This window comes from Bradyrhizobium sp. LB11.1 (genome assembly GCF_040549385.1).
GTDB lineage: Bacteria > Pseudomonadota > Alphaproteobacteria > Rhizobiales > Xanthobacteraceae > Bradyrhizobium.
In genome coordinates, this window is record NZ_JBEPTH010000001.1 from 159134 (window position 1) to 185572 (window position 26439).

At 63.3% G+C, this 26439-nt stretch carries 22 protein-coding genes and 1 pseudogene; 7 read left to right on the top strand and 16 right to left on the bottom strand.

Translation table 11 applies throughout. The features are described 5' to 3' along the window. Positions 1–129: 129 nt before the first annotated feature. Entirely contained in the window at positions 130–756 is a 627-nt protein-coding gene (locus ABIA96_RS00715; RefSeq protein ID WP_354135097.1) for a DUF2147 domain-containing protein, read from the top strand. On the opposite strand, the gene hpnN is transcribed toward ABIA96_RS00715, so the two are convergent. Beyond that, positions 724–3312 carry a hopanoid transporter HpnN gene (gene hpnN, locus ABIA96_RS00720; protein ID WP_354135098.1) on the bottom strand — a complete coding sequence of 863 codons (2589 nt, stop codon included), beginning with the start codon at positions 3310–3312 and terminating at the stop codon, positions 724–726. The genes ABIA96_RS00715 and hpnN overlap by 33 nt on opposite strands. Positions 3313–3758: 446 nt before the next feature. Between hpnN and ABIA96_RS00725 the strand changes: the two are divergent. Beyond that, a pseudogene (locus ABIA96_RS00725) lies at positions 3759–4295 on the top strand (4-hydroxy-3-methylbut-2-enyl diphosphate reductase); the annotation flags it as partial. A gap of 35 nt (positions 4296–4330) precedes the next feature. Then, entirely contained in the window at positions 4331–5491 is a 1161-nt protein-coding gene (hpnH, locus tag ABIA96_RS00730) for an adenosyl-hopene transferase HpnH (protein WP_354135099.1), read from the top strand. A gap of 134 nt (positions 5492–5625) precedes the next feature. On the opposite strand, the gene ABIA96_RS00735 is transcribed toward hpnH, so the two are convergent. The 8 genes from ABIA96_RS00735 to ABIA96_RS00770 form a co-directional block, all read right to left on the bottom strand. After that, complete coding sequence (locus ABIA96_RS00735; RefSeq protein ID WP_354135100.1) at positions 5626–6018, bottom strand: type II toxin-antitoxin system VapC family toxin; 393 nt, start codon at positions 6016–6018, stop codon at positions 5626–5628. Further along, positions 6005–6280 carry an AbrB/MazE/SpoVT family DNA-binding domain-containing protein gene (locus tag ABIA96_RS00740; protein ID WP_354135101.1) on the bottom strand — a complete coding sequence of 92 codons (276 nt, stop codon included), beginning with the start codon at positions 6278–6280 and terminating at the stop codon, positions 6005–6007. The genes ABIA96_RS00735 and ABIA96_RS00740 overlap by 14 nt, the downstream gene beginning before the upstream one ends. A gap of 205 nt (positions 6281–6485) precedes the next feature. Then, on the bottom strand, positions 6486–7298 hold the full coding sequence (locus tag ABIA96_RS00745; protein ID WP_354135102.1) for a phosphorylase: 813 nt from the start codon (positions 7296–7298) through the stop codon (positions 6486–6488). Next, positions 7232–9184 carry a squalene--hopene cyclase gene (shc, locus tag ABIA96_RS00750; protein WP_354135103.1) on the bottom strand — a complete coding sequence of 651 codons (1953 nt, stop codon included), beginning with the start codon at positions 9182–9184 and terminating at the stop codon, positions 7232–7234. Before shc ends, ABIA96_RS00745 begins: the two co-directional genes overlap by 67 nt. A 63-nt stretch (positions 9185–9247) precedes the next feature. Then, positions 9248–10504, bottom strand: coding sequence for a hydroxysqualene dehydroxylase HpnE (gene hpnE, locus ABIA96_RS00755; protein ID WP_354135104.1), 1257 nt, complete (start codon positions 10502–10504; stop codon positions 9248–9250). Beyond that, positions 10504–11343, bottom strand: a complete 840-nt coding sequence (gene hpnD, locus ABIA96_RS00760; protein WP_354135105.1) for a presqualene diphosphate synthase HpnD — start codon at positions 11341–11343, stop codon at positions 10504–10506. Before hpnD ends, hpnE begins: the two co-directional genes overlap by 1 nt. Continuing rightward, complete coding sequence (gene hpnC / locus ABIA96_RS00765; protein ID WP_354135106.1) at positions 11333–12217, bottom strand: squalene synthase HpnC; 885 nt, start codon at positions 12215–12217, stop codon at positions 11333–11335. The genes hpnD and hpnC overlap by 11 nt, the downstream gene beginning before the upstream one ends. A gap of 192 nt (positions 12218–12409) precedes the next feature. Beyond that, complete coding sequence (locus ABIA96_RS00770; RefSeq protein ID WP_354135107.1) at positions 12410–12643, bottom strand: hypothetical protein; 234 nt, start codon at positions 12641–12643, stop codon at positions 12410–12412. A 479-nt stretch (positions 12644–13122) separates the two neighbouring features. Here ABIA96_RS00770 and ABIA96_RS00775 point away from each other — a divergent pair, with 479 nt between their 5' ends. Beyond that, entirely contained in the window at positions 13123–13620 is a 498-nt protein-coding gene (locus tag ABIA96_RS00775) for a hypothetical protein (RefSeq protein WP_354135693.1), read from the top strand. A 106-nt stretch (positions 13621–13726) separates the two neighbouring features. On the opposite strand, the gene ABIA96_RS00780 is transcribed toward ABIA96_RS00775, so the two are convergent. From ABIA96_RS00780 to ABIA96_RS00795, 4 genes are all read right to left on the bottom strand, one after another. Next, positions 13727–16093: an efflux RND transporter permease subunit gene (locus ABIA96_RS00780; RefSeq protein ID WP_354135108.1), complete on the bottom strand. Its 2367-nt coding sequence runs from the start codon at positions 16091–16093 to the stop codon at positions 13727–13729. Between the two features lie 194 nt (positions 16094–16287). Next, complete coding sequence (gene eutC, locus ABIA96_RS00785) at positions 16288–17073, bottom strand: ethanolamine ammonia-lyase subunit EutC (protein WP_354135109.1); 786 nt, start codon at positions 17071–17073, stop codon at positions 16288–16290. Further along, positions 17070–18656, bottom strand: a complete 1587-nt coding sequence (locus ABIA96_RS00790; RefSeq protein WP_354135110.1) for a B12-binding domain-containing radical SAM protein — start codon at positions 18654–18656, stop codon at positions 17070–17072. The genes eutC and ABIA96_RS00790 overlap by 4 nt, the downstream gene beginning before the upstream one ends. A gap of 172 nt (positions 18657–18828) precedes the next feature. Continuing rightward, complete coding sequence (locus ABIA96_RS00795; RefSeq protein ID WP_354135111.1) at positions 18829–20211, bottom strand: ethanolamine ammonia-lyase subunit EutB; 1383 nt, start codon at positions 20209–20211, stop codon at positions 18829–18831. A 219-nt stretch (positions 20212–20430) separates the two neighbouring features. Between ABIA96_RS00795 and ABIA96_RS00800 the strand changes: the two genes are divergently transcribed. Continuing rightward, on the top strand, positions 20431–22170 hold the full coding sequence (locus tag ABIA96_RS00800) for a methyl-accepting chemotaxis protein (protein ID WP_354135112.1): 1740 nt from the start codon (positions 20431–20433) through the stop codon (positions 22168–22170). Between the two features lie 264 nt (positions 22171–22434). Here ABIA96_RS00800 and ABIA96_RS00805 read toward each other — a convergent pair whose 3' ends face one another. Further along, entirely contained in the window at positions 22435–22752 is a 318-nt protein-coding gene (locus ABIA96_RS00805) for an antibiotic biosynthesis monooxygenase family protein (RefSeq protein ID WP_354135113.1), read from the bottom strand. A 221-nt stretch (positions 22753–22973) separates the two neighbouring features. Between ABIA96_RS00805 and ABIA96_RS00810 the strand changes: the two genes are divergently transcribed. Both ABIA96_RS00810 and ABIA96_RS00815 read left to right on the top strand, forming a co-directional pair. Beyond that, the gene (locus tag ABIA96_RS00810) at positions 22974–23471 is read left to right on the top strand and encodes a DUF417 family protein (RefSeq protein WP_354135114.1); all 498 of its coding nucleotides are present in this window, start codon (positions 22974–22976) and stop codon (positions 23469–23471) included. Positions 23472–23598: 127 nt separating this feature from the next. Then, entirely contained in the window at positions 23599–24036 is a 438-nt protein-coding gene (locus ABIA96_RS00815) for an arsenate-mycothiol transferase ArsC (protein ID WP_354135694.1), read from the top strand. Positions 24037–24316: 280 nt separating this feature from the next. On the opposite strand, the gene ABIA96_RS00820 is transcribed toward ABIA96_RS00815, so the two are convergent. Both ABIA96_RS00820 and ABIA96_RS00825 read right to left on the bottom strand, forming a co-directional pair. Further along, the gene (locus tag ABIA96_RS00820; protein ID WP_354135115.1) at positions 24317–24808 is read right to left on the bottom strand and encodes a septal ring lytic transglycosylase RlpA family protein; all 492 of its coding nucleotides are present in this window, start codon (positions 24806–24808) and stop codon (positions 24317–24319) included. 345 nt (positions 24809–25153) lie between these two features. Continuing rightward, positions 25154–26386: an acyl-CoA dehydrogenase family protein gene (locus tag ABIA96_RS00825; RefSeq protein WP_354135116.1), complete on the bottom strand. Its 1233-nt coding sequence runs from the start codon at positions 26384–26386 to the stop codon at positions 25154–25156. Positions 26387–26439 lie beyond the last annotated feature (53 nt).

A 26439-nucleotide genomic window follows, 5' to 3' on the forward strand; every position in this document is an offset into this window, starting at 1 on the left:
CGGTTGAGGGCCGCTTCGTCAACTGAAAACGGTCAGCAGACAGAAAAGGGTCTGTGCGGCCTTTTGCCCTTTTTCGGACCATCTTCGCAAGCACAGCTTTAGACCATGTTGCACTGCCGAGGAACACATATGCGTTTGGCCATTTACACCGGAATAATACTGGCAGGCGGTTTCGCCGGCCTGACGCCGGCGCTCGCCGCCGATCCCACGGGCGACTGGCGGGTCGCCGACGGCGTTGCCAATATCCGCGTCGCCCAATGCAATGGCAGCATGTGGGGCGCGGTTTCCTGGGAAAAGCAGCCCGGAGGCCGCGACGAGAACAACCCGGATGCCTCAAAAAAGAACAGGCCGACACTGGGCATGCCGACCCTGATCAATATGAAGAAGACCGCTGGCGCCGAGCAGTGGGAAGGTCAGGTCTACAACGCCAAAGATGGTCAGATGTATAGTGCGACCATCACGCCTGTCGGCACCGACCAGCTCGAGATCAAGGGCTGCGTGTTGGGCTTCCTGTGCGGCGGAGAGACCTGGACCCGTGTCGGTCCGCCGATCCCCTTGAGCACCGCCAACGCCATGGCCAAGGGTGCGCCCAAGACCACCGGAGCGGCGCCCAAGGCCGCGCCGGCCCCAGGTGCCGCAGCGCCGACGACGGCGGCTCCGAAGAGCGCCGCTGCAGCCAAGCCCGGTCAGAAAGGTGCCGCCGATCCCATCGGCGACATCTGTCTACTCCCTGAGATTGCGGGGTTTGCCCATTAGGGCGGGCTGAAACAACAGCACAGCGGCAAGCGTCGTCACCAGCGAAAGTGCGAGCAGCTTGCCCATGCTGGACGTGCCCGGATGGCTCGACAGCCACAGGCTGCCGAATGCGGTCGCCGTCGTCAGCGCGCTGAAAAAGATCGCGCGCGTCAGGCTGGTCTGAAGCAGGTTTGTCCTGCCGGACCGCCATGCCACGACATAATAGATCTTGAACGCGACGCCGACGCCGAGCAGCAGCGGGAACGCGACGATATTGGCGAAGTTGAGCGGCAGGCCGACCAACACGCAGATCTCCAGCGTCACCGCGCCCGCAACCAGAAGCGGCACCAGCGTCATCAACACGTCGACGATTCGGCGCAACGTGATCCACAGCAACAGGCCAATCACAAGCAACGCATAGATGCCGGCATGAATGAATGCGTTCACCACGGTGTCGCCGGATTTCAGGATCGAGACCGGCCCGCCGATGGCGGTCGGCTCGGCCGCGAGCACGGCTGCCGCGAACTTGCGCAGCGTATCGTTGTCGTTGGGATCGCCCTTCGGCTGAGCTTCGACGCGGATGATTCCATCCTTGCTCTTCCAGGCGTTCACGAGATCAGGCGGCAATGATTTCAGGGTGACCGGCTCGGCCTGCATCGCGTTCCTGAGCTGGTCGAACACGATCTTCATCGGCGCGACGAACACGTCCTGCGCCTTGTTGCGGGTCGCCTCATCCGAATTGGCGAGCTTCTCGAGCGCGTCCGCGAGCCGGCGTGAGGCAACCGCGCCCGAGCCCTTGGCGTCACCGGCGGTCCGGCGCAGATTGTCGACCGAGGATTTCAGCGACTCGACGTTCTCCTGGTCCGACGGCGCCGCGTCGACCTGGTCCGGGTTGAGCGCCGGGTTCAGGATCTTGGCGCCCTGTGCGATCAGCTTCAGCTTCGGCTGCTGGTCCTCCGGCACAAAGCTGTCGAGTGACATCACCCGCAGCACTTCCGGCACCTTCTCCAGCCTGGCCTCGACCTGTTTCGCCTGCTCTTCCGACCTGGTCATCACGTTGATGGCATTGGCGCCGGTGTTCGGGTCCTTGCGCAGGTCGAGGAAGGTCGCGATCGATTCGGCCTTCGGATTGCGCAGGTTCATGGGGTTGAAGTCGAACTTCAGGAAGTAGAGCAGCGGCAGGCCGGCGATCGCCAGCAGCAACGTGCCGCCCACAACCAGCACACGGTGCTTCTCCAGGAAGTAGTCGAGCGGCGCCAGAAAGGCATAGCCGACCGGCTCCATTTCGCCGGGCGGATTCAGCAGTTTCAGCATCGCGGGCAGTATGGTGATGCTGGAGACGAACGCCACCAGCATGCCAACGCCGGCGATCTGGCCGAGCTCGGAGATGCCCTTGTAGTCGGTCGGCAGAAAACAGAGGAAGCCGGCGGCGGTCGCCATCGCCGCCAGCGACAGCGGCACCGCAGAGCGCTTCGCCGCGAGCACGAGCGCGCCGGAGAGATTGTCGTGCTTGTAGCGCTCCGAGCGATAGCGGACGCTGTACTGAATGCCGAAATCGACGCCCAGTCCCACGAACAGCACGGCGAACGCGATCGACAGCAAATTGAACGAGCCGACCATCATCAGGCCGGCGGCGGTCGTCAGCGCAAGACCGACGAAGAGGTTGACGAACACCGCGAAGATGATCTTCGAGGAGTGCAGCGCAAGCCACAGGATCAGGAGCACGACGAGCACCGTGCCGATGCCGTTGACGACAGCGCCTTCCTGGACGGTGGCGTATTCCTCGTTGGCGATCGGGACCGGGCCTGTCAGCCGTACCCGCGCCTGATACTTTGTCGCAAAATCGAGATCGACCGCGGCCTTGCGGATCGCGTCGGTTGCGCCCTTGCCGGGCTCCAGCGCGTTGTAATCAAGGATCGGCTTGAACTCAATGAAGGCTCGCTTGTCCGAATCCTCCAGCGGCTTGTCGCTGACGAGCTCGCGCCAGGAGAAGATCGCATTGTGCTTGTTGAGCACGGCCTCGACGGTCTCTGCGATCTGGTTGAACGGCCGATCGGTGCTGTCGAGCTTGACCTGGCCGCGCTTGACGCCGGCGAGCCCCGTCTCCAGCGCGCCGGTCAGGCCGCGGATCGACGGATCGCCGGCCATGATCTCGATCAGGGGCGCTGCGGATTCGAACTGGCCGGTGATCTTGCCGACTTCCTCCGTCGGCAGGAACAACAGGCCATTCTTCTCGAAGAACTCGCCGGTGCCGAGCTGCTGCATCGACTGGAATTCGGTCTTGTTGTCCTTCAACTTGGCAAACAGCGCGTCCGCGGCTGCGGTCGCCATCTCCGGCGTCCTGGCCTCGACCACCGCGAGAATCGTCGCGTCGCGGTCGAACGCGCGGTCGAACTGCTGGTCGCGCTGGCGCCAGTCCAGATTCTGGGCAATCAGCGAATTGATGTCGGTGTTGATGGCGAAGTGCTTGGACGTGTAATAGCCCGCCCCCACTGCCAGCAGGAGCCCGAGAACGACGACGAGGGGAGCAAACCGGGTACAGGCCCTGACGATGGCAACGACTACGCTCTGCAGCACTTCTTTTCTTTCTAGTGTTAACAGCCTGCCGGAAACGCCGGCTGTTTATCGGAGTTCCCGGGCGAAACCTATTGCTGTTTGTGTGGCTCTCGCGGGAACCGGGTTCGAAGTAAACGGCGGGGGACCATGGCAAAAACATGCGGAGCGGCCGGTATAGCCGTGGAGTTGAGGCGGTAAAGTGACGAAGGGGTGAGCACAAATGTCGCCAATTTGCCCGCGGACAAAGAAGTATTATAGTACCCTGAAGCGATCCTGCTGAGGGCGCTGGGCTCGTTCCACCTTTTCCTATCGCCGGTTTTTTGACACAAAGTGCTGTGCCTGCATGCGCCGCAGCCCACATGGATAGGCAGTTTCCGCCGTCGCGAACCAATGGTGCGGATATTGCAACTTTGGCCGTAGGGGGCAATTGAGCGGATTGGAGCGATTTGCGTGATTGGCGTCCAATGGAAGTATATCTAGCGATCGGCCAGGTTCCCGTCCTGGTGGTCCGGAGCGTGGAAGAGGCCCATGCGCAGACGGTGGCGGCGGATGCGCCAATGGCCTACATCACCCGGATCACGTCGTCAGTCGACGACAGGGACATTATCGAGGCTCATCAAGCTAAATTTACAGATATTCAAGGCCCAAACATCCGGGATATCTGCTATGCGACACAAAGCCGCCAATCTGCGGTAAGGGACTTGAGCAAGCTGGTCGACGTGATCTTGGTGGTGGGCGCTCCCGATAGCTCGAACCGGCTCCGCGAAATCGGCACTGAGGCCGGTATTGTGGGTTATTTGATCGCCGACGGCCGCGAACTCAATCCGGAGTGGTTGAATGGTGCCAGAACCGTCGGCCTCACGGCGGGCGCCTTGGCGCCCGAGGTGTTGGTGGATGACGTGATCGAAGCGCTGCGGCCGATCGGACCGGTGACGGTCTCGGTGCTCACGGACCGCGAGGAAAACATCGAATTCAGGCTTCCGGCCCAACTGGCTGCGAGCTGACCTACCTGAATTTCAAGCCCAGAAAGAAACGTATAATGGCAATCCCCTTCTTCAAGGAAATGCGTATCGGCGGCTATTTGCTCAAGCAGAAGATGCTTGGCCGCAAACGCTATCCTCTGGTTCTGATGCTGGAGCCGCTGTTCCGCTGCAACCTGGCCTGCGTCGGCTGCGGCAAGATCGACTATCCGGATGCGATCCTCAACCGCCGCATGACCGCACAGGAGTGCTGGGACGCTGCTGACGAGTGCGGCGCGCCGATGGTGGCGATTCCCGGCGGCGAGCCGCTGATCCACAAGGAGATCGGCGAGATCGTGCGCGGCCTCGTCGCGCGCAAGAAGTTCGTCTCGCTCTGCACGAACGCGCTGCTGCTCGAGAAGAAGCTCGACCTGTTCGAGCCCTCGCCCTATTTGTTCTTCTCCGTGCATCTCGACGGCCTGAAGGACCATCACGACAAGGCCGTGTCGCAGAAGGGCGTGTTCGACCGTGCCGTGTCCGCGATCAAGGCGGCGAAGGCGCGCGGCTTCACCGTCAACGTCAACGCCACCATCTTCGACGGCCATCCGGCCGAAGAGATCGCGAAATTCCTCGACCTCACCGTCGAGCTCGGCGTCGGCGTCTCGATGTCGCCCGGCTACGCCTACGAACGCGCACCGGACCAGGCGCACTTCCTCAACCGCACCAAGACCAAGAAGCTGTTCCGCGACGTCTTTGCGATGGGCAAGGGCAAGAAGTGGAACTTCATGCATTCCGGCCTGTTCCTGGACTTCCTCGCCGGCAACCAGGAATACGAGTGCACGCCGTGGGGCATGCCCGCGCGCAACATCTTCGGTTGGCAGAAGCCCTGCTATCTGCTCGGTGAAGGCTACGCGAAAACCTTCAAGGAGCTGATGGACACCACCGACTGGGAGACCTACGGCACCGGCAAGTACGAGAAGTGCGCCGACTGTATGGCCCATTGCGGCTACGAGCCGACGGCGGCGACCGCCGCTCTCAACAACCCGATCAAGGCGATGTGGGTGTCGCTGCGCGGTATCAAGACCTCCGGTCCGATGGCGCCGGAGATCGACATGTCGAAGCAGCGCCCGGCGCAGTACATCTTCGCGGAGCAGGTCGAGAAGAAGCTCTCGGACATCCGCCGCGACGAAGCCGCCGCCGCGCAGGAGAAGGCCGCACGGAAGGCCTCGACCGCCGCGTAAACGCGCACATCACCACGAGCAAAAAGGCCCGGTCGCCAATGGCGACCCTGCTTTTTGTTTTCTTCAGCTCAGCGTTGGGAAGGGCGATCCGGAGGCCATTTCAGTCCTGTCGGGCCGTTTAGGTTTCGCCGCGATTACCGTGCTTCGCGCACCCCCGCATGGCCAGCCGCTTTCGCCGTTTTGACGAGCTTGCGATCGAAAGTGAAGAAGCCCTCGCAATGTCCGGATCTTGTCAGATGCAGAGCATCCGCGAAATCCATTCCCTTCTCGGCAAGGTCGAGCGCCGCCGCAACCATCGAGCCGTCTTCGACCGTGACAGTCGGAAGCCCCGCGAAGACGCGAAGCGCACGCACGACGTCCGAAGCCTGATACTCGTACGCGCTTCGCAGCACCCATTCGACTTCGAGGAGCACCGTGATAGCGGCGAAGACTTTCTCGCCGTCGATCAAGGCGCGGGCACGTACGGATTGTGTGGCGTGGCCCCCGGTCAGGTAGCGGACGATCAGGTTGGTATCAATCGCGATCATGCCGCCGCCTGGCTTCGGCGAGCACGCTTGCGTCCATCTCTTCCGGCGTTTTCGGCTTGCCCCGGTGGGCCAAGACGCCGAACACGTCCTCCGGCCGTGTCTCGGCAAAGGCCGGCGCCGGCTTCAACAGCACGCCCTCCGGGGTGTCCTCAACCGTGAGCCGCGTTCCCGCCCTCCATTCGCGCCGTTGGCGAATGGCGCTCGGCAGGATGACCTGCCCCTTGGTGGAAACGGTGGTGGTAAGCTTTTCCGCGCTGGCCATTGGCCTGACCTTCTTGATGTAAGACGAACGTAAGATAGACGCGGGCGGTCGGTCTCACATTCAAGCCATTCGTTGGCGGTGACGGTGCTGAGAGCACACATCGAGTGAATGCGACTCGCGTGTGAAGACAACTGCGCAATTCAAATGAAAAGGCCCGATCGCCAATGGCGACCGGGCCTTTTCTTTGTGAGCGCGAAGCTTCCGCTCAAGCCGCCTTGGACACCAGCGTCTCGCTCTCCAGCAGCTCCGTCCCGATCAGAAAATCGCGGCAGCCGCGCAAGCTGCGCAGCGCGCGGTTGAAGTCGATGCCGGTCGAGACCAGCGCATGCAGCGTCGCGGGATTGCGCACGATGCCGCGGAGGACGGCGCCGAGATCGATCTGGCCGTTCGGCTTGATCGCGGCGCGGGCGAGTGCCGGCAGCGCGCGGTGGGCGGGGTCGCTGATGACGCGGACCGCCGCGAACGGCAAGCCGGCCTCGGCGGCGTAGGCGGCCGCGATGTGGCTTTCCATGTCGACGGCGGAAGCGCCGGTCTCCGAATGCAGCGCCGCCTTCGAGGTGCTGCCGGTGACCACTTCCTCGGCGCCGGCAAGGCTGCCGCGGACGACCCGGCGGCGGCCCGAGGTCAGCTTGTCGATGAGGTCGTCACTGAGCGACAGGCCAGCGGCCCAGCGGGCGTCGCCCGCGAGCACCTCGGTCGCCACGACGACATCGCCGGAGCGCAGCGTCGGGTCGAGCCCGCCGGCGACGCCGAATGAGATCACACCGCGAATCGTCTCGGGATCGACCACCGTCAGGAGCGCGCGCAACTGGGTCGGGCTGCTGGACGAGCAAATGACCGCCATCCCGGGCCCAGCAGCAATGCGGGCCTCCTGGACCAATCCGGTCACGATCAAAACCGGCCGCGGATCAATTGTATTGCCCACGGTAAGATAGTCCCCCATCCCCAAAGTCACATTCCGACCCCTACCACCCTGCTGTTGGTGCTCCGCAAGTTCCGATACCGCGCCAGCGCCCATAGCGGGAAGAACTTCGGGTAACCATGATACCGCAGATAGAACACGCGGGGAAAGCCTGTGGCGGTGTAGCGGCTCTCGTCCCATAGTCCTTTTTCGTTCTGTGTTGCAATCAGGTACTCCATCCCGCGGGCGACGGCCGGGTGATCAACCTCGCCAGCAGCCATCAGAGCAAGCAAGGCCCATGCCGTTTGCGAGGCGGTCGAGGGGGCGGGTTCCCAGCCCTTGTAGTCCAGCCGGTAGCTAACGGCGTCCTCGCCCCAGCCACCGTCCTTGTTCTGTATCGAGGCCAGCCAGGCGGCTGCCTTGCGCATCATGGGGTCGCTGTGGCTGACCCTGGCCATATTCAGGGCACAGACAACCGACCAGGTTCCATAGATGAAGTTCATGCCCCAGCGGCCGTACCAGGACCCCTCCGGGTGCTGGGTCCTCCTGAGATAGGCGATCCCATCGGCGACGTGCTTGCTGGTCGTCTCGGTCTCGCCGAGCTGGGCCAGCATCGAGATGCATCGGGCGGTGACGTCCTCGGTCGGCGGATCGAGCAGCGCGCCGTGATCGGAGAACGGGATGTTGTTCAAGTAATATTCGAGGTTGTTGACGTCGAAGGCCGCCCAGCCGCCGTCGTCACTCTGCATGCCCTCGATCCACTCCCGGGCCCGGTCGATCGCGGAATCATAGCCGGTCGCACCGTGTTCCCGGCGCATGCGGTCCATCGACATCACCACGACAGCGGTGTCGTCGAGATCGGGATAATGGGCATTGTTGTACTGGAACGCCCAGCCGCCCGGACGCACGTCGGGCCGCTTCACCGCCCAGTCGCCCTTGACCTCGAGCTCCTGCTTCGGGATCAGCCAGTCGAGCCCCTGCTTGGCCGCAGGCACGGCTGTGTCACCGCCGGCCTCAAGCAAAGCATGCGCCGTCAGCGTCGTGTCCCACACCGGCGAGACGCAAGGCTGGCAGTAGGCCTCGTCGTCGTGGATCACCAGCAGCTTGTCGATGCCCCGGCGCGTGATCGCACGCGGCGGAAAATTCTCGTCCTTGCCGAGCGCGTCATACATCATGACGATGTTGGCCATGGGCGGATAGATCGCGCCCATGCCGTCCTCGCCGTTGAGCCGCTCCTCGGTAAAGGCGAGCGCGGCATCGATCGCGCGCTGACGCAGGCTCTTCGGAAACATGGGCTCGACCACGCGCAAGATACCGTCGAGCGCGCGGAACAGCAGGAACCAGGCCATGCTCTGGTGCGGCGCCTTCGCGGTCATACCGATCGAGCGCGGATCCTGGAGGAACAATTCGTCGATGCCGACGCCCTTCGGATTCCGCGCCAGCGGCTTCAGCGCGGCGATGACCATCAACGGCACCATGGTGGTGCGCGCCCAGTAGGAGATCTTGTTGAGATGGAACGGCGACCAGAACGGCAGCAGCACGATCTCGATCGGCAGCACCGGCACCGCGCGCCAGGTCACCACGCCGAACGTCGCAAGCAGGAAGCGGGTGAAGACGTTGCTGTTGACCGCACCACCGCGCGCGTGAATCGCCTCGCGCGCGCGCGCCATGTGCGGCGCGTCCACGGAATCGCCGATCATCTTCAGCGCGAAGTAGGCCTTCACGCTGGCGCTCATGTCGAACTCACCGTCATGCACCAGCGGCCAGCCGCCGTGGGCACCCTGGATACGACGCAGATAGTTGCCGATCTTGGCTTCGAGCGCCGTGTCGACGGGTTCTGCGAGATAGTGGCGCAGCAGGACGTATTCGGCCGGAATCGTACAGTCGGCCTCGAGCTCGAACACCCAATGGCCGTCGGATTGCTGCAAGCCGATGACGCCTTGCGTCGCCGACGCAATGCTCGATTCCAAAGCTTCGCGGCTGGTCGCGTTCACCGAATCCATGTCGCTCGATTGCTCCGATAGTCGACCGAAAGTGACGGGGACATTGCCCGTCAGGGCCGCTCGTCAGGTTTTCTTGGCGGCCAAAACCAGATCTGCGGCGCGATCACCGGACCGGACCGATCCCTCGATCGTTGCGGGCAATCCCGTAGCAGTCCAATCGCCGGCAAGGAACAGGTTTTTCAGCGCGGTGACCGGCCCCGGACGCAGGGCATTCTGCGCCGGCGTCGCCGCAAATGTGGCACGGCGTTCACGCACGATCTGCCAAGGTGGCAGCTCGCCGGAGACACCGCCCGCCTTGCAGACGTCGCTCCAGATCGCCTGCGCGAGTTCCTCGCGCGGCATGTCGACGAGGCGGTCGCCATTGCTGATGGTGACGGACAGCCGGTTCGGGAACGCGAACAGCCATTCCACGACGCCGCCGATCACGCCCAGGATCGGCGCCGAACCCGGTGGCGGCTCAAAGCGGAAATGCGCATTCACGATGGCGCGGAACTCGGTCGGCGCTGTCAGGCCCGGCAGCAGGCTCGTCGCCGCGCGCGGGGGCACCGCCATCACGATCACATCGCCCGCACCAAGCTGGATCACATCTTCGCCGCCGAAATTCAGCGCGCTGACCTTGCCGTCGCTGCTGACGAGGGAGCGCAGCTCATGGCCGAGCTGAACGGAGTGACCGCGCTCCTGCAGGAATTTGACGGCGGGTTCGATCAGCACGTCGCTCAAGCCATCGCGCGCGATCAGCGGACGGCAGGCCTGCCCGCCCGCAAGCAGCGTCTCGCGCACGATCGCGCCGGCAAGCCCGGCCGATCCTTCGGGCGGATCGACGTTGAGTGCTGCGAGCAGCAAAGGCTGCACCAGACGCTGATAGAGAATGCCTTCGCAGGGAATCGACTTGCCGACCAGCGTCTGTTCCGACGCCCAGATCAGCGGCGCCAGTTTGAGATAATCCGTAAGCCCGGTGTCGGGCACCCGGCGGCTCTCGTCGAGCACCCAGGTCGGCAGCCGGCCGGCGCCGAGATCGATCTGCCAGCGCTGCCCGGTCTTGATATCGACGAAGGGAAACTGCGCGCTCTCGGGGCCGACGAGGCCCGCTTCGGTGCCGATCGAGCGCGCATAGGCGCGCGCATGGCTATTGCCGGACAGCAGCAGATGATTGCCGTTGTCGATCATGAGATTGGTGGCGCCGTCGAAATAGGAACGGCAGCGGCCGCCAGCCTGGTGCGTCGCCTCGTGCACAGCGACCTTGAAGCCGGCATTGGCGAGCCGCACGGCGGCGGAGAGGCCGGAAATTCCGGCGCCGATGATGTGAGCTGTGTTTTGCATCAGATGAGAGCGTAGCGGAGCAGGATCGCGAAGCGTGTGACCTTCGACACACGCACCGGCTCGCGCGGCGCGTTGAAGCCGCGCGCGATCAGGAGGTCCAGAATGGCATGATAGTATTTCGACATCATCCGCGGCGCGCGCACGGCGCGGCGCTTGTTGCGGTTCATGATCTCGTCCGACTTCTCGAAATACACCTTTGCACGCTGCGCCAGCGGCAGGCAGACCTTTGGCAGCGCACGCTCGACGATGACGCGGTTCGGATCGCTGGAGGTGATGCCGGCGTGCAGCAGCGCCTCGCGCGGCAGATAGAGCCGGCCGAGGCCTGCGTCCTCGTCGAGGTCGCGCAGGATATTGGTAAGCTGGAGCGCGCGACCGAGGTGATGAGCAAGCTCGATGCCGTCCTCTTCCGGCAGGCCGAACACCCGCACCGACAGCCGCCCGACGGCGCTGGCGACCCGGTCGCAGTAGAGATCCAGCGTCGCCATGTCGGGCGCGCGGATGTCCTGCGGCACGTCCATCTCCATGCCATCGACGATGGCGAGGAAATCCTCGCGCTTCAGCCCGAAGGTCTTCACCGAGGTGACGTAGTCGGCAAGCCGCGGCGGCGGATTGCCCTGGTAGAGCGCATCGATATCGTTGCGCCACTCCTGAAGCGCGGCGAGCCGCTCATCGCGCGGGCCGTTGGAATCGGCGATGTCGTCGACCTGGCGGCAGAAGCTGTAGATCTGGAACATCGCCTCGCGCTGGTCGCGCGGCAGAATGCGCATCGCGGCATAGAACGAGCTGCCGGATGCGGACGAGCCATAATTGGCGCTGGGCGCGGTCGCCTCAAGCGTCATGTGCAGTCCCCGGATTCGAGATGGCCTTGCGGCCGATCGCACGGCGGCCGGCTTCGCCGATCATCCCGGCGAGGCTGAAGGTGAGCAGTTCAAGCTTGTTCAGATGCACGCGCTCGCGCAGTGGATCGCGCACCTTCAGGAGGCGCACGATGCGATCGGCATAAGCCTGGATCACCGAGACGTCGACGCCGAGACGGAAATCCCTGATCTCCGCGCTGAGCGACCTGCCCTCGTTGAGCAGTGCCTCGTTGCGCACCGCGAGCGCCTGCAGGCAGGACAGCATCGCCGGCGGCGACTGCGCAAGCCCGAGTTGCTCGACCGAAGCGCCGCTTGCAGCCAGCGCATCGCGCGGCAGATAGACCCGGTTGAGCTCGCGGAAATCCTTGCCGCAATCCTGAAGGTGGTTATTGATCTGGAGGCCCGCGCAGAGCGCATCGGACGCAGCCCAGGTCGAGGTGCTCTCGCCATGGACGTCGAGCATGAAGCGGCCGACCGGCATCGCCGAATAGCGGCAATAGTGGATGACCTCGTCCCAATTCTCGTAGCGCAGCTTGGTCACGTCCATGCGGAACGCGATGAGCACGTCGAGCGCGTGGCGCGGCGCCATACCGCGTTCGTCGAGCGCGCGCCGCAAGGCGACCGCTTCGGCCTGGGTATCGCCCTTGCCGAGCAGTTCCGCCTCGAGCAGATCGAGATAGGCAAGCTTCTGGTCGGGTGGCAGCGTCGCGTGGTCGGCGATGTCGTCGGCGGTGCGGACGAAATTGTAATACGCCAGGATCAGCGCGCGATGACGCGGATGAATGATCCAGGACGCGACGGGAAAGTTCTCGTCGCGCTCACCCTTGCCGGATCGTAATTCGCTCGCAGAGGTCATCGAGGGCTGATCAACAATCGTTTGGACAAGAAGGGCTTTTTCGGCCGCCCGGGCTCACGCCGGCGGTGCTGCCGCGGCCCCCATATAGGGGAATACGGCCGCAAAACCAATCCTGTCTCTCGATGGCAGCCCTTCCGTATCCGGCCTGAAAAAGGCGGCCCGATGGCCGCCTTTTTGGGCCAGTGGCCGAGCTTACTGGTTGTGGTTCTTGAGGACCTGGTCGCAGGCCTGCGAGATCTTGGCCCGGTTCTCCTTGAGGCAGGCCAGGACGGTGAAATCGCCCTGGTCGATAACCGGACGGCAGAACTTCTGCACATCGCGCGAGCAGGCCTTCTGCTCGGCGTCCGTGCCGCGCCCTTGCTGGGCGAACGCGGCCGTGGACAGGGTTGCCGACAGCAAGGTGAGAGCGACGAGAAGCTTACGCATTGTATTCCTTCATTCTGACGGCAGAATCGCACCAATCCCGGACAGCACAGGGCGGCGACAGGAACGGATTGTTCTGATGGCAAGTTACCGCGGAGAGAGCGGCACCGGAGAAAGGCACAAGCGCTGGTAAATGCGGCCAAATTGGCGCCGCTCCTACCAAATCAGGTCTTCCCTCGGTTTTCATTGGCAGATGTAAGGGTTTGATACTACGTCATAATTCTGGCATGCGGCGTTTTGCTGCGCACCTGTTGCAGAGCTGCATCTGCCAGATCCGTCTTTTCGGCGAGAAACACCCAGAAACAGAGGGAATCAGGGGTCAGACCTTGGCAAGACCGCTTTGCGAGCCTGACATTTTGGAAGGTTGGGCTTTGAACCTGGCGCAGCCTCTTGAACCTGACACCGGCCCGAAACACTAAACTTTCGATGTGGCGAGATGTCCTGCCATGAGCGGGCGTCGTTCCAGAAACGGGATATTGATGATGAAATTCTTTGGGCGATCTGAACTGGCGATCAAGGCGGCCGGCATTGGTGCGGCCCTGCTCTTCTCAGTTGCGGCAAGCCACGCTCAGTCGTCCGGGCCGTTCGCCGGTTTCGACGGGGCATGGGCCGGAACCGGCACGGTGTCGCTGTCCGACGGCTCCACCGAGCACATCCGCTGCAAGGCGGACTACAAGGTCGCCGGCACCGGCCTCAGCCTCAAGCAGGCACTGCACTGCGCCTCCGACAGCTACAAGTTCGACCTTACCAGCGACGTGACCAGCCAGGGCGAGCGGATCTCTGGCAATTGGAGCGAGTCCAACCGCAACATCTTCGGCAATTTGCAGGGCACCGCCGGCGGCGGCCAGATCGAGGTCTTCGTCGAGGCCAATGGCTTTGCCGCCAACCTGTCGCTGCGCACCAACGGCTCAAAGCAGACGGTGCAAATCTCGTCCAAGGGCGAGATCCGCGGCGTCAATATCACGATGACGAAGGGCTGATCGTTCTTCTCGCTTCCAAGACTTCAGATCAAAACAAACCCCTGGCTTTTGCAAGCCAGGGGTTTTTCTTGGATCAGAATTGGGTCGATCGCTCGTCGCAATCGATTCAGATCGCCGGCTTGTCGGGGCCCTGAAGCTTGGCGTGCAGGTTGATCAGCCACATCGCCGTCGGCCGCAGGATGAAGAGGTCGGCAACCAGCGCCGACACCATCGAGAAGGCGCCGAGCCAGCCGAACAGCCGCAGCGACGGCAGGTCGGAGAACACGGTGACGACGAGACCGCAGGCCAGCACCACCGTGGTCAGGATCAGCGCCGGGCCGACCAGCACGGTCGCACGCTCCACCGCGAGCGCCGAACCGACCCCGGGCCTGCTCTCCAGCCGCAGACGGTTGAGGAAGTGGATTGTCGCGCTGAGCCCTAGACCGAACGAGACCGTCAGCGCCACGACACTGGCGAATTGCAGCCCCTCGCCCATGGCCCACAGCACAGTTCCCGACATCACCACCGGGAAAATACCCGGCAGGATGCAGGCGAACATCACCACCCAGGAGCGGAAGGCGAGGCCAATGAAGAGCGCGACCAGCGCGAATTCGACGGTGAGCCCGCGGTTCAGCTTCTCGATCATGCCAGCCGAGTTGCGCGCGGCGATCGCAGCGAGACCGGTGACCGCCACCTCGTAGCCGGGATGCTTCTTGCGGACGGCGTCAAGCTCGGCATCGAGCTTGTCGACAATCGGCAGTAACTGGCTGGAATCCTTGTCCGGCACGCGGCCGGCCACGAGCACTGCATCCTGCTGGGCGTCGATGAACCGCCGCACCAGATGCTCGGGGATGACGTTGACATATTCCTTGAGCGTTGCGACGTCGTCGCTGCCGGCCTTTTCCGCGAGCCAGCGGCGCAGCGTCTCCAGCGACCAGACGTTGCCCACCCCGGCTGCCTTCTCCACGGTCGCGTGCACGTCCGCGATGGTTTGCAGCGTCTCCGGCGAGTAGAGCGTTTCACCCTTGGGGAACGTGATCAGGACGTTGACCGGATTGGCGCCGGTCAGCTTGGCGTCGAGCCGGTTGCTCGCGGCCACCGCCTGCCGCTTGTCCGGCACCTGATCGGCGAGCCGGTAGCGCGGCTCCAGATTGGCGTAGACCACGCCGAGGCTGGCGACGAAGACCAGCGCGATCAGGCTGAACAGGCCGGGCCTGCCGACCATGCGCACCGCGATCCAGTAGCAGAAATTGCGCAGCGCCTGCACGCCGGCATCCGCGCTCTGGAACTTGACCGCAAAGAGCTTCTCATTGCGTACGAAGAGGACGCCGAAAACCGGCACCAGCGACAGCACCGTGACCAGCGCGATGATGGTCGCAGCGAGCCCCGCCTCGCCGAATTTGCGGATCAGGTCGGAGTCGGAGAACTGCAGCGCGATAAAGGAAATGCCGGCGGTGCCGTGCGTCAGCACGCAGGCCGGGCCCACCACCAGCACCGCGTTCTTGAATGCGGTGAATTTGTCCTGGCCCGCGATCAGCCGGTCGCGTGCGGCAAAGGTGAGCTGCATCGAGTCCGAGAAAGAGATCACCATGATGAGCGGCGTCATCACGTTCAGGAACATGTTGAGATTGAAATTGGCCCAGCCGAGCGCACCGAGCGCGATCAGAATCGCGATCATCGGCGGGAATGCCGCCACCACCATGAACGAGATCTTGCGGAAGAAGATGATGGCGATGATGCAGCCGGCGAGAATACCGAGGATGTTGTAGGTGAGTCCGTCGCGCTCGACCGCGTTGCGGATCTCGAGCTGCATCACCGGCACGCCGGAGAGCTGGACACTCAGCCCGGTGTCGCCGAGATCCTCCTTCATCAGCGCGCGGATATCGCCGACGGTCTTGGTGAGCTTGTTGGAGGCGACCACCTCCGGATCGAGCGAGAGCACGATCAGCGCGAGCGTGCCGTCATCCGACAACAGCTTGCCGCGGATGATCTCGTTATTTTTGACGGTCTCGATGAACTGGTCATAGGCCGCGCCCTCGGGCAGCTCAGCCGGGAACAACGCCGCCGGCAGCTTGCCCGGCGCGGGGGCCTGGCGCGCCGAGAACAGCGAGACCAGACCGCGCGTGCCGTCGACAAGCTGCAAGTCGGTAACGAAGTCGCGCAGCTTCTCGAGGTTGTTCCGCGCCAGCAGGGTCTTGCCCTCGACCACGACGAGGACGTCGAATTCCTCGGCCGGGAACTTCTTCGTCACCTCTTCGTACTGGTGGAATTCGCGTGAGTTGGAGCGAAACAGCTGCGACAGCGAATCGTCGATCTTGATCCGGTGGATGCCGAACACCGCGCCAACGATCAGCACCAGCAGGATGATGCAGGAGACGATCGGCGCCCGGACCGCAATCAGCCCGATGCGCTCCAGCCCGAAGGCGATCGAGGACGTAGGTCCGTGCTCGACCTTGTCGACATGAACCTCATTCTCGCTGTGCTTCTCGAGCATGCCTTGTCCAGTTCCTAAATCGCTTCGGTCAGTGAGCTTATTGCGCCCCGCGAACGGCTTGAAAACGCCATACCAATGGGAGGCTTGCCCTTTGAAAATGCGCGGAAAATCGCCGGCAGCGGTTTAGCAGGTCAATAGCCCATCTCGCAAGCATGCGACGTGTGGCCAGTTCGATCAATTTGCCGGAATGCCCGTCATTCCGGCAAAGCCGTGCCGATTCGACGCGGCGCACGGTCGGCGCTCTCGTCCTTGAGCGCCACCCCTGTGACCTGCCGCGCCAGTCCCTCGCGGACCAGCCAAGCGATCTTGAGGGCCGCCTCGTCATAGCTCAACCCAGCCTTGCGGATGTTCGACACGCAGTTGCGCTCGGCATCGGTCAGACCTGGCTTCGGCCCGAAGGTCAGATAGGCACCGAGGCTGTCGGGCGCGGACAGACCCGGCCGCTCGCCGATCAGCATCAAAAGGATTCGGGCGCCGAGAATAGCCCCGATCTCGTCACCGAGCGCAACCCGCGCGCCTGACGCGACGACGACATGGCCGATCGCGACAGCTTCGCTCTCGCCGAGTAGCGGGAGCAGGCTCTGCAGCAGCGCGACCGCATGGGCATGAACCGCGGCGGCCGACAATCCATCGCCGATGACGATCGCAAGCTGGCACGGTGCGCTGGCGCCATCCGCCAGCGCCGCGGTGGAGCCGGCATCGAGCTGCCGTCCCAAATCCGGCCGGCGCAGATAATCCCCGCGATCGGCGGCCCGGCTGCTGACCTCCGTGGCGGCAAGGCCGAGCGCAGTGATCCCGGAGATCAGACCTGGCACATCGAATGCGGCATGCACGGCGTCGCGGGCGCGCGCATGGGCAAGCGTGAAATCGAGCAGCGGCTTTGTCGGCAGGCTCACCCCGCTGCGCCCGAGCGCGACGCGCGCAGGCGTGAACGATCTCAGGTCGACGGTCGGGCGAGCCGGAACGGGCTTGTCGCTCATTCGGCGGGAACGGAAGCTTCGCGCAGCCGGATCGAATAATTCGACGCGTTCTGCCTGCCACTCGATGCCGCGCGCGCAAAGGTGATGAGATGATGCGCGATCATGGTGCAGCTGATCAGGCCCTCCATGTCACCGCGCCGGATTCGCCCCAGCGCGAATTTCCAAAACACGCGCCTGTAGTCACCGAGCACGCCGACCTTCCAGAAGATGTTGCGCAGCATGACCAGGCCGCGCCTGATATTCGGCCAGGTCTTCATTTCGTCCGGCACTGGCATTTTGAGGCGATGGGGATAAACCTGGTCGCATTGATACTGGAAGCGCGCATAGACCTTCTCGGGCTCGTAAGCCACGCCCATCGCGTGCTTCCAGGATGCGACGACCTCGTCATAAGGCAGCAGGAAGTTGACGTTGGAATCGCGCCCCTCATCATCGACCAGGCGCCCCTCGCGTTCGAGACGGTCCCATAGCGGCGTCTTCGGCAGCGCCTGAAGCAGATTGATCGTAAGCAACGGGATCTGCGATTCCTCCACGAAAGACAGCAATGCGTCCGAGGTGTTCGGCTTGTCGGTGTCGAGCCCCATGATGATGCCGGACACCACCTCCATGCCGTAGGAGTTGATGGTGCGCACGCCCTCGAGGATCGGGACCATCATATTGTGATCCTTGTGCATGGCCTTCAGCGCGTCGGGGTCCGGCGTTTCAATGCCGCAGAAGATGGTGATGAAATAGGCCTCGCGCATCTTCTCGAGGATTTCGGGGCGCTTTGCGATGTTGAGCGTGGCCTCGCAGGCGAGCCGCACCACATAGCCGGTCTTCTTCTGCCATTCGATCAGATGCGGCAGCAGATCCATCGCCGCCTTGCGGTTGCCGATGAAATTGTCGTCGACGAAATAGACCGTGTCGGTCATGCCGCATTCGCGCAGGCGGTCGAGTTCGGCGATGATCTGTTCCGGCGACTTGATGCGCGGGTTACGGCCGTAGAGGCCGGGGATGTCGCAGAACTCGCACTGATAGGGACAGCCGCTGGAATACTGGATGCTGCCGAGGAAATACCGTTTCACATCGGCCAGCTCATAAGCCGGGATCGGAAACTCCGTCATCGGCACGCGGTCTTTGGTGGTCAGAACCACCTGGCTTTCAGGGCGAGAGATATCGCGCGAAAGAATCTCGAAGAGCTGATTGGTCGCGTCCCCGAGCTCGCCGACATGGAGATAGTCGAACGACGGATAATAATCCGGACAGGCGCTGACCGACGGACCTCCGAGCGCAACCGGCAGGTCGAACTCATGGGCGCGGCGGCAAATGTCGTTCATCTGCTGGCGCTGGATGTGCATGCCGCTGACGAAGACGGCCTCCGCCCATTCGAACTCTTCCTTCGTCGCGCGGCGAAGATTTTCGTCGACGAATTTGACCTGCCACTCCTTCGGCAGATAGGCCGCGAGCAGCAGCAGGCCCTGCGGCGGCATGAAGGCGCGGACGCCGTCGGTCAGCGGATAGGCGTGCTCGAAGGTACCGAAGGACGACGTGTAGGCCGGGAAGACGCAGAGAATGTGCCGGCTCGTTCCGTTACTTTCAGCGCGCATCGAACTTCCCCCAACCACGTTCTAAGAACGGTACTGACGAGGTCTCCAGAAACATAGCGTAACGCTGCGGCCGGAATTCCTCAATATTGTGGCACCGAACTAATTCGTGAGACGCGCCAATGGTTTCCCTGGTTCACGCCGGCCGATGGGGTTTTTTCGCGAGTTTTTCACGTCACGCGATCAGCCGCGAGGCGAAATCGGGCAACAGGGCTGCGTCGCCGGCAAGCCGGAAATCGGCATCAGCAATCCCGGTCCGGACCAGCCAGTCGTCGAACTCCGGCGCGCGGGCTGCGCCGAAGACGTCGCGGACATAGAGCGCGTCGTGGAAGGAGGTGGACTGGTAGTTCAGCATGACGTCGTCGGCGCCAGGCACCCCCATGATGAAGGTAACGCCGGCGGCAGCGAGCAGCGTCAGGAGATTGTCCATGTCGTCCTGGTCCGCCTCGGCATGGTTGGTGTAACAGATATCAATCCCAAGCGGCAGGCCAAGCAGCTTGCCGCAGAAATGGTCCTCCAGCCCCGCCCGGATGATCTCCTTGCCGTCGTAGAGATATTCCGGACCGATGAAGCCGACCACGCTGTTGACCAGCAATGGCGCAAAGGCACCGGCGACCGCATAGGCACGCGCCTCGCAGGTCTGCTGGTCGACGCCATGATGTGCGTTGGCCGACAGCGCCGAGCCCTGCCCGGTCTCGAAATACATCAGGTTCTCGCCGACCGTGCCGCGCTTCTGCGACAGCCCGGCCGCCTGCGCCTCCTTCAGCAAAGCGAGGTCGATGCCAAAACTGCGGTTGGCGGCCTCGGTGCCGGCGACCGACTGGAAGACGAGGTCGACCGGCACGCCCTTCCCGATCAGCGACAGCGTCGTCGTGACATGGGTCAGGATGCAGCCCTGGGTCGGGATCTTCAGCCGCGCGATGATCTCATCCAGCAGCCGCAGCAATTGCGCAATTCCGGCCGGATCGTCGCTTGCCGGATTGATGCCGATGCAGGCATCGCCCGCCCCTAGCAGCAGGCCGTCGAGGATCGAGGCGGTGATGCCCCTGGCATCGTCGAAAGGATGGTTGGGCTGCAGCCGCGTACTCATCCGACCCTTCAGGCCGATAGTGTTGCGGAAGGCGGTGACGACCTCGCATTTTCGCGCCGCCAGGATCAGGTCCTGGTTACGCATCAGCTTCGATACCGCGGCGGCCATCTCCGGCGTGATGCCGGGCGCGAGCTTGCGCAAGCTCTCCGGCGTGGCAGCGTCGGACAGCAGCCAGTCGCGGAAACTGCCTACCGTCAGCGAGGCCACCGGCGCAAACGCCTTGGTGTCATGGCTGTCGATGATCAGGCGGGTGACCTCGTCGGTCTCATAAGGGATGACGGCCTCGTTGAGGAATTGACCAAGGGGAACGTCCGCGAGCGCCATCCGCGCGGCGATCATCTGCTCGGCGCTCCCCGCGGCGATGCCGGCCAGCCGGTCGCCGGAGCGCGGCGGCGTCGCCTTGGCGAGGAGGTCGCGCAGGTCGGGGAAGGTGTAGGTCGTGGCGTCGATGGCGTGGCGGTAGACCAAAGGCCCCTCCAGGGTTCGTCGGCCAGTGACCGACTCCAAGGCGATCCCAAGACTATACCTTCGGATCAAGACGCTGAAATATCTTACCTTTCTTTCGACAAAGGGCGAAGGGGGTCAACAGCCGCGTTAACACTGCGTCCATCTTCATTCTGCATAGTTTTGCATCAATTTGAGAAGACCGCGCTGTCCGGCCAATCCTGGCCATTCGGGCCCCCGCACATGACATCAGAACGATCTGGGAATGCCGCCGGCCTGGCAGGCCGTTTCACGCTTGCCACCAAGCTCTATGCGATCTTCGCGCTATTCGCCGTGCTCACCGCGGCGATCGCGATGCTCTCCGACTACAACAGCCGCCGCAGCGCCGAGCTGACCAGCGCGATCGAGACCGCGAATGCTGCCGCGCTGAACGTCGAGCGCGTCAACTCGCTGGTCTATGCGGTCGTGATGGAATCGCGCGGCGTCTACATGTCGACCGAACCGGCCGTGGTGAAAAAATACGGCGCGGGCCTGCTCAAGTTCAACGAGCGGATCCTGGGCGTGGTGAAAGGCTGGGAGACCATCGTCAAGGCCGACGATTCCGAGCAGTTCGCCACCTTCAAAAAGCGCATCGAGCAATTCGTCGACTTCCGCAAGGAGCTGGTGCGCCGCGGCGTCGAGATCAATGCAGCCGCCGGCCGCGAATGGGGCGACAACGACGCCAACCGCGCGGTGCGCTCGGCGCTGAACAAGGATCTCGAGGCGCTCTCCAAAGTCTATGCCGAGCGCGCCAGGCAGATCGCCCACGAGACCGAGACCAATCGCATCCTGTCGCTGGTGCTGACCTGCCTCGGCGGCGTCGCGATGGCGCTGGTCGTGATCGGCATCATCATCATCGCGCGCTCGATCGCCCGGCCGCTTGCCGCGATCACCGCGACCATCAAGCAGGTCGCCGACGGTGCCGAGAATGTCGTGGTGCCGCACAGCGGCCGTGCCGACGAGATCGGTGCGCTCGCCCGCGCCATCGAAGTGTTCCAGGACGCGATGGGGCGCAACCGCAACCTCGCTTCGCAAGTCTCGCAGGATTCTGCCGCACGCGAAGAGCGCGCCCACCACATCGAGCAGTCCGTCGAAGCGTTTCGCGAAGCAATCGGCGCGATCATGCGCGGCCTCGGCGACAACGCCTCGGTCATGCGCGAGACCGCGCAGACCATCACCCGCGTCACCGCGGATGCCAACAGCCGCGCCGGCACAGCCGCGAACGCCACCGAGCAGGCCTCGCACAACGTCACCGCAGTGGCGGGCGCGGCCGAGGAGCTGTCGGCGTCGGTCGAAGAGATCGGCCGCCAGGTACGGCAATCCGCAAGCGCGGTCGAGCAGACCGGCCAGCGCACCGAAAAATCGATCGCCGAGATCGAGAGCCTCGCCGCCGCCACGCAGCGCATCGACGGCGTCCTGACCCTCATTCAGGCGATCGCCGAGCAGACCAATTTGCTCGCGCTCAACGCCACCATCGAAGCCGCCCGCGCCGGTGACGCCGGCCGCGGCTTTGCCGTCGTCGCGCACGAAGTGAAGGCGCTGGCGGGACAGACCGCGAAGGCGACCGCCGACATCAGCGCGAACGTCGCGATGATCCAGTCCTCCACCCGCAGCGCGGTCGATGCCGTGCGCGAGATCGGCGGCGCGGTGCGCGAGATCAACGAAGTCACCTCCGCGATTGCCGGTGCCGTCGGCCAGCAGGACGCCGCCACGCGCGAGATCTCCTCCAACGCGCAATCGGCAGCCCAGGGCAACGAGACCCTGGTTGCCAACATCACCTCGCTGCGCGACGCCATCGGCGAGACCGACACGGCGGCCGCTTCCGTACTGACGGCGGCGAGCAGCCTGACCGCGACGTCCGACACGCTGTCGCGCGAAGTGGAAAAGTTCTTCCAGAACCTGCGATCGGGCGCGGCGGAGAGCCGCATCGCCAAAGCTGGATGATCGCGCGGCGACCGCCGCCTGCAAGGCCTGCGGCGGGCCCGTTCAAACAGAAAACGCGAAAACAACCCCATGCACAGTAACCGGGGCGCGCCTTATCAAGGGTTCGACCGGTCGCGCGGCGCGCCTACGGATTTTACGAAATATATTTGACGCGTCGGGCAAAACACTGGCATGATGTCATCATGGCGGCGCTCCCGAACCGATCCCTATGGGCCCCCGGAGACCCACGTTCCACGGACGCCATCTGGTTCAGCCCGGGCTGCATCACCCATGTTCGAACGGGCCAACTTCGCGGATGACCTGGCAGATCTGCAAAAATCCGCTGGCGTAGAATTCAGCATGACCTCGCTTCATGGCCTCGACATGGTCGGGATGGGTCCGCCAGCCCTCGAGCGCTTCCTCTGAAGCGAATCGAAAGACGGTGATCTCCTCTCCGTCATCCGCCTTGAATGATTTAACGGACAGAAATCCCGGAAGGGCGCTGACGATTCCATACATGCGCTCGCCCAGGCGATCGTAGGCGTCGCCCGAAGCGCCGTCCCGCAGCTTGAGATCTCCAATGACGATCACCTCTCCGAGCATCTTCGTCCTCCAAAGTTCAATTCCAGCCCAGGAGAATGTTCGTGGGCGCCCGTGCCAATATTACGTTTCGGCATCAATTATTCCCGCCGTCGCCGATGTATTCTCGAGAATCCGACTCCGGCCGTATGCACACAATCGTGAACTGAAACGCCCCAAGCGCACGTAACGAGTCCAGGGGACTCGGCCGTACCTCCGGCAGTGTATCTTCAAGGGCCGGTGAAATGAGAGAGCTAGCAAGAACAACCTTCCATGTTGCAGAAGACGGGGCGGGATCCTATCGACCACTTGCCATCCTGCGCTGGGTCATGGTCGTGATTTTCGTGTCGTTCGGCATGCAGAAATTCACGCCGCAATCGGCCCAGGGCATCGCGCAATTCATCAGCAACAGTCCGTTTGTATCATGGTTGTCGATCTTCGGATTGAGGGGCGAAGCCTACGTCCTCGGTGTCACCGAATTCGTGATCGCAGCCCTGCTGATTGCGGGTGCATTCAGCCCGATCCTGTCAGCGCTGGGATCGTCCATGGGAGTGCTCACTTTCGCCGTCACCTGGTCGTTCTTTTTCACCACGCCCGGCGTCGTGACATGGAGCATCTCAACCGACCCGATGGCCTGGAATCTGGCGGGGGAGTTCCTGTTCAAGGATATTGTGCTGCTTTGCGTCTGCGTCGTTCTGCTCCTGGCGTCGCTGCCACAGGTCGTTACACGGCTGCGCTGTTGAGAGGGGCTCAAAGAGCCAAGTGTCTATCGGCGTGTCACTCGGCGCGAAACGGTGTTAGTTTCTCCGGATTGCGGGACCACATGGCTGCCCCGGGCATGTGGCAGATCGTTGGTGGAAGCGCTGCTTGATGAACAAGACCAATCGCGTGCTGTTTCTCTGCACCGGCAATTATTATCGAAGCCGCTATGCCGAGGAGATTTTCAACCATCAAGCCGGGCGCGAAGGGCTGAGTTGGCGCGCCTTCTCGCGCGCCGTCGCCGAAAAGCTCTTCCCTGAAAACGTAGGACCCATGTCGCCCTACGCGCTGGACGCCTTGCAGGCGAAAGGCATTTTTGCAGGAGGCGCTACGCGCAATCCCGTGCTCTGCACTGTCGACGACTTTGCAGAAGCCGAGATTGTGGTCGCGCTGAAGGACGCCGAGCATCGCCCCATGATCGAGCGTCGCTTTGCCGACGCCGCCAATCGTGTCGAATACTGGAACGTGGACGATATCGAATTCCTCGATCCGCCAATGGCGCTGGGCAAGATCGATGAGTTGGTTGGGCGGCTCATCAGGAGCCTGTAGCGCCGCACACGATAGCGCGAATATCCAAGCTGACGCGTGCTTCGGAAACGAAAAGCCCCGGCGCGAGGGCCGAGGCTTGCGACGCAGTCCGCGTACATCCGGCGAACCAATCGTCAGATTGGAAGCTAGCAATGAATTTTGAACGGATGATGACGGGGTTGGGTCGACAAGATGTCGCAACGGGTCGGAACCAGCGCATCCGATCCCGTCGCGAAAATAGATATCCACCCGTTCGAGCAGGCGGTCCAACCTTGCGGCAGAACTCGCCGAAGCGTTTCCGCTATCCAACCGGCCCGGGAGTCCAGTCGTCGCCGGACAGCGGCGTGACTGTGACGTCAGGAATGACGCCAAGCTCCATGCCCGGATCGAAATGGCGCATCGTCCGCTCATTGAGGTCGATGATGCGGCCGGGCCTGAGCGGCCCCACGTCATTGATCTTGACGATGACCTTTTTGCCGACGGCCTCGACGAGAGCATATTTTGGTCTGGCCCCGAATTCGACCCCGCCAAATTTCTGACGCAAGCTGGTCTTGATGGCAGCCGTCCAGACCTTGGGGTCATAACGCTCGCCGGAGGCCGTGCTCGGGCCGCCCTCCTCCTTGCCGGGCTTGAACGGATTATACGTCGATGCCGCGCCAACGACCGCATCCCCGGAGGCGGCAACGACGACGGCGCTTGAATGAACCCCAGTTGTTTCACTACGCGCAACGCTAACAGAAACGGCAAGCGTAACCAGGGCGCCGCAAACTGCGGCGCTCGAGCGGAACACCATTACAACTCCTTTGATTTTCGTCCGGTTCCCGACGCCGCGGAACATGGCCAAGCGAACGCGAAAGCGTTTTCGAACTTGCGCCAATCCTTTGCGGATTCGAGCCAACCCCTTGGCTATGGAACCGTTGTGGGAACCAGAGCGGTCCCGCACACTGCTTTCGTTGTCACCGTCTAAGACGGGGATTGCGTCAGCAACATGACTCCTGGAGCCACGGATTCCGACTCCCGGAATCTTACGTGCTCAGCGTCACCAGCGCATTGCGCGACGTCCGCGACCACCGCAACCGCGCGAGATAGCGCGACACGTTGCACATCGTTGTTCGCCAACAGGAGGTCTAGCCTCCACCTACCCCGCCATCACTCCGCCGCGCTTGATCAGCTCCTTGCCGACGGCGGCAAGGTGCACCTGGTCCGGGCCGTCGCCGATGCGGATGAAGCGGGCGTAGACATAGGCGCGCGCGAGGAACGTATCCTGCGAGACGCCGGCCGCACCATGGATCTGGATGGCGCGATCGATGACGCGGGCGGCCATGCTGGGCACCACGATCTTGGCCGCGGCGATCAGGTCGCGCGCTGCCTTGTTGCCTTCGCGGTCCATCTTGTCGGCGGCTTGCAGCGTGAGCAGCCGTGCCTGCGCGATCTCGCAGAAGGAGTGCGCGATGTCCTCGCGCACCGAGCCCTGCTCGGCGAGCGGCTTGCCGAAGGCCGTGCGTGACACCGCGCGCTGGCACATCAATTCCAGCGCGCGCTGGGCGCAGCCGATCAACCGCATGCAATGGTGGATGCGGCCGGGACCGAGCCGCCCCTGCGCGATCTCGAAGCCGCGGCCCTCGCCGAGCAACATGTTCTCGGCGGGCACGCGGACGTTTTCGTAGACGATCTCGGGATGGCCGACCGGCGCGTCGTCATAGCCGTAGGTCAGCATGTCGCGGACGATGCGGACGCCGGGCGTGTTTCGCGGGACCAGGATCATGGATTGCTGACGATGACGGTCGGGGTCGTCGGGCGCGGTCTTGCCCATCACGATCAGGATCTCGCAATCCTCGTTCATCGCGCCTGACGTGAACCATTTGCGTCCGTTGATGACGTAGTCGTCGCCGTCGCGCTTGATCGCACACTGGATGTTGGTGGCATCGCTGGAGGCCACCTGCGGCTCCGTCATCGAGAAGCCGGAGCGGATGCGGCCTTCCAGCAGCGGCTTCAGCCAGCGCTCCTGCTGCGCCGTCGTGCCGTAATTGGCCAACACCTCCATGTTGCCGACATCGGGCGCCGAGCAGTTGAACACTTCGGGCGCCCAGAGGATGCGGCCCATGATTTCCTTGACGGGCGCATATTCGAGGTTGGTCAGGCTTGGATGAATAAGATCTGGGCCATGTTCGCCCGAGAGGAATAGATTCCAGAGCCCCTGCTCCCGCGCCAGCCGCTTCAAATCCTGCAGCACAGGCGGCGTCTTGTAGCGCGCGGCTTCCGGCTTGACCTGCTCGTAATAGAGGTCCTCGACCGGCTCGACATGCGCCCGCATGAACTGACGGACGCGCTCCTGCAGCTCCAGCGAACGGGCGGAGTGGTGAAAGTCCATGGTGGTCTCCTTCTTCCCTTCTCCCTTGCGGGAGAAGGTGGCGCAAAGCGCCG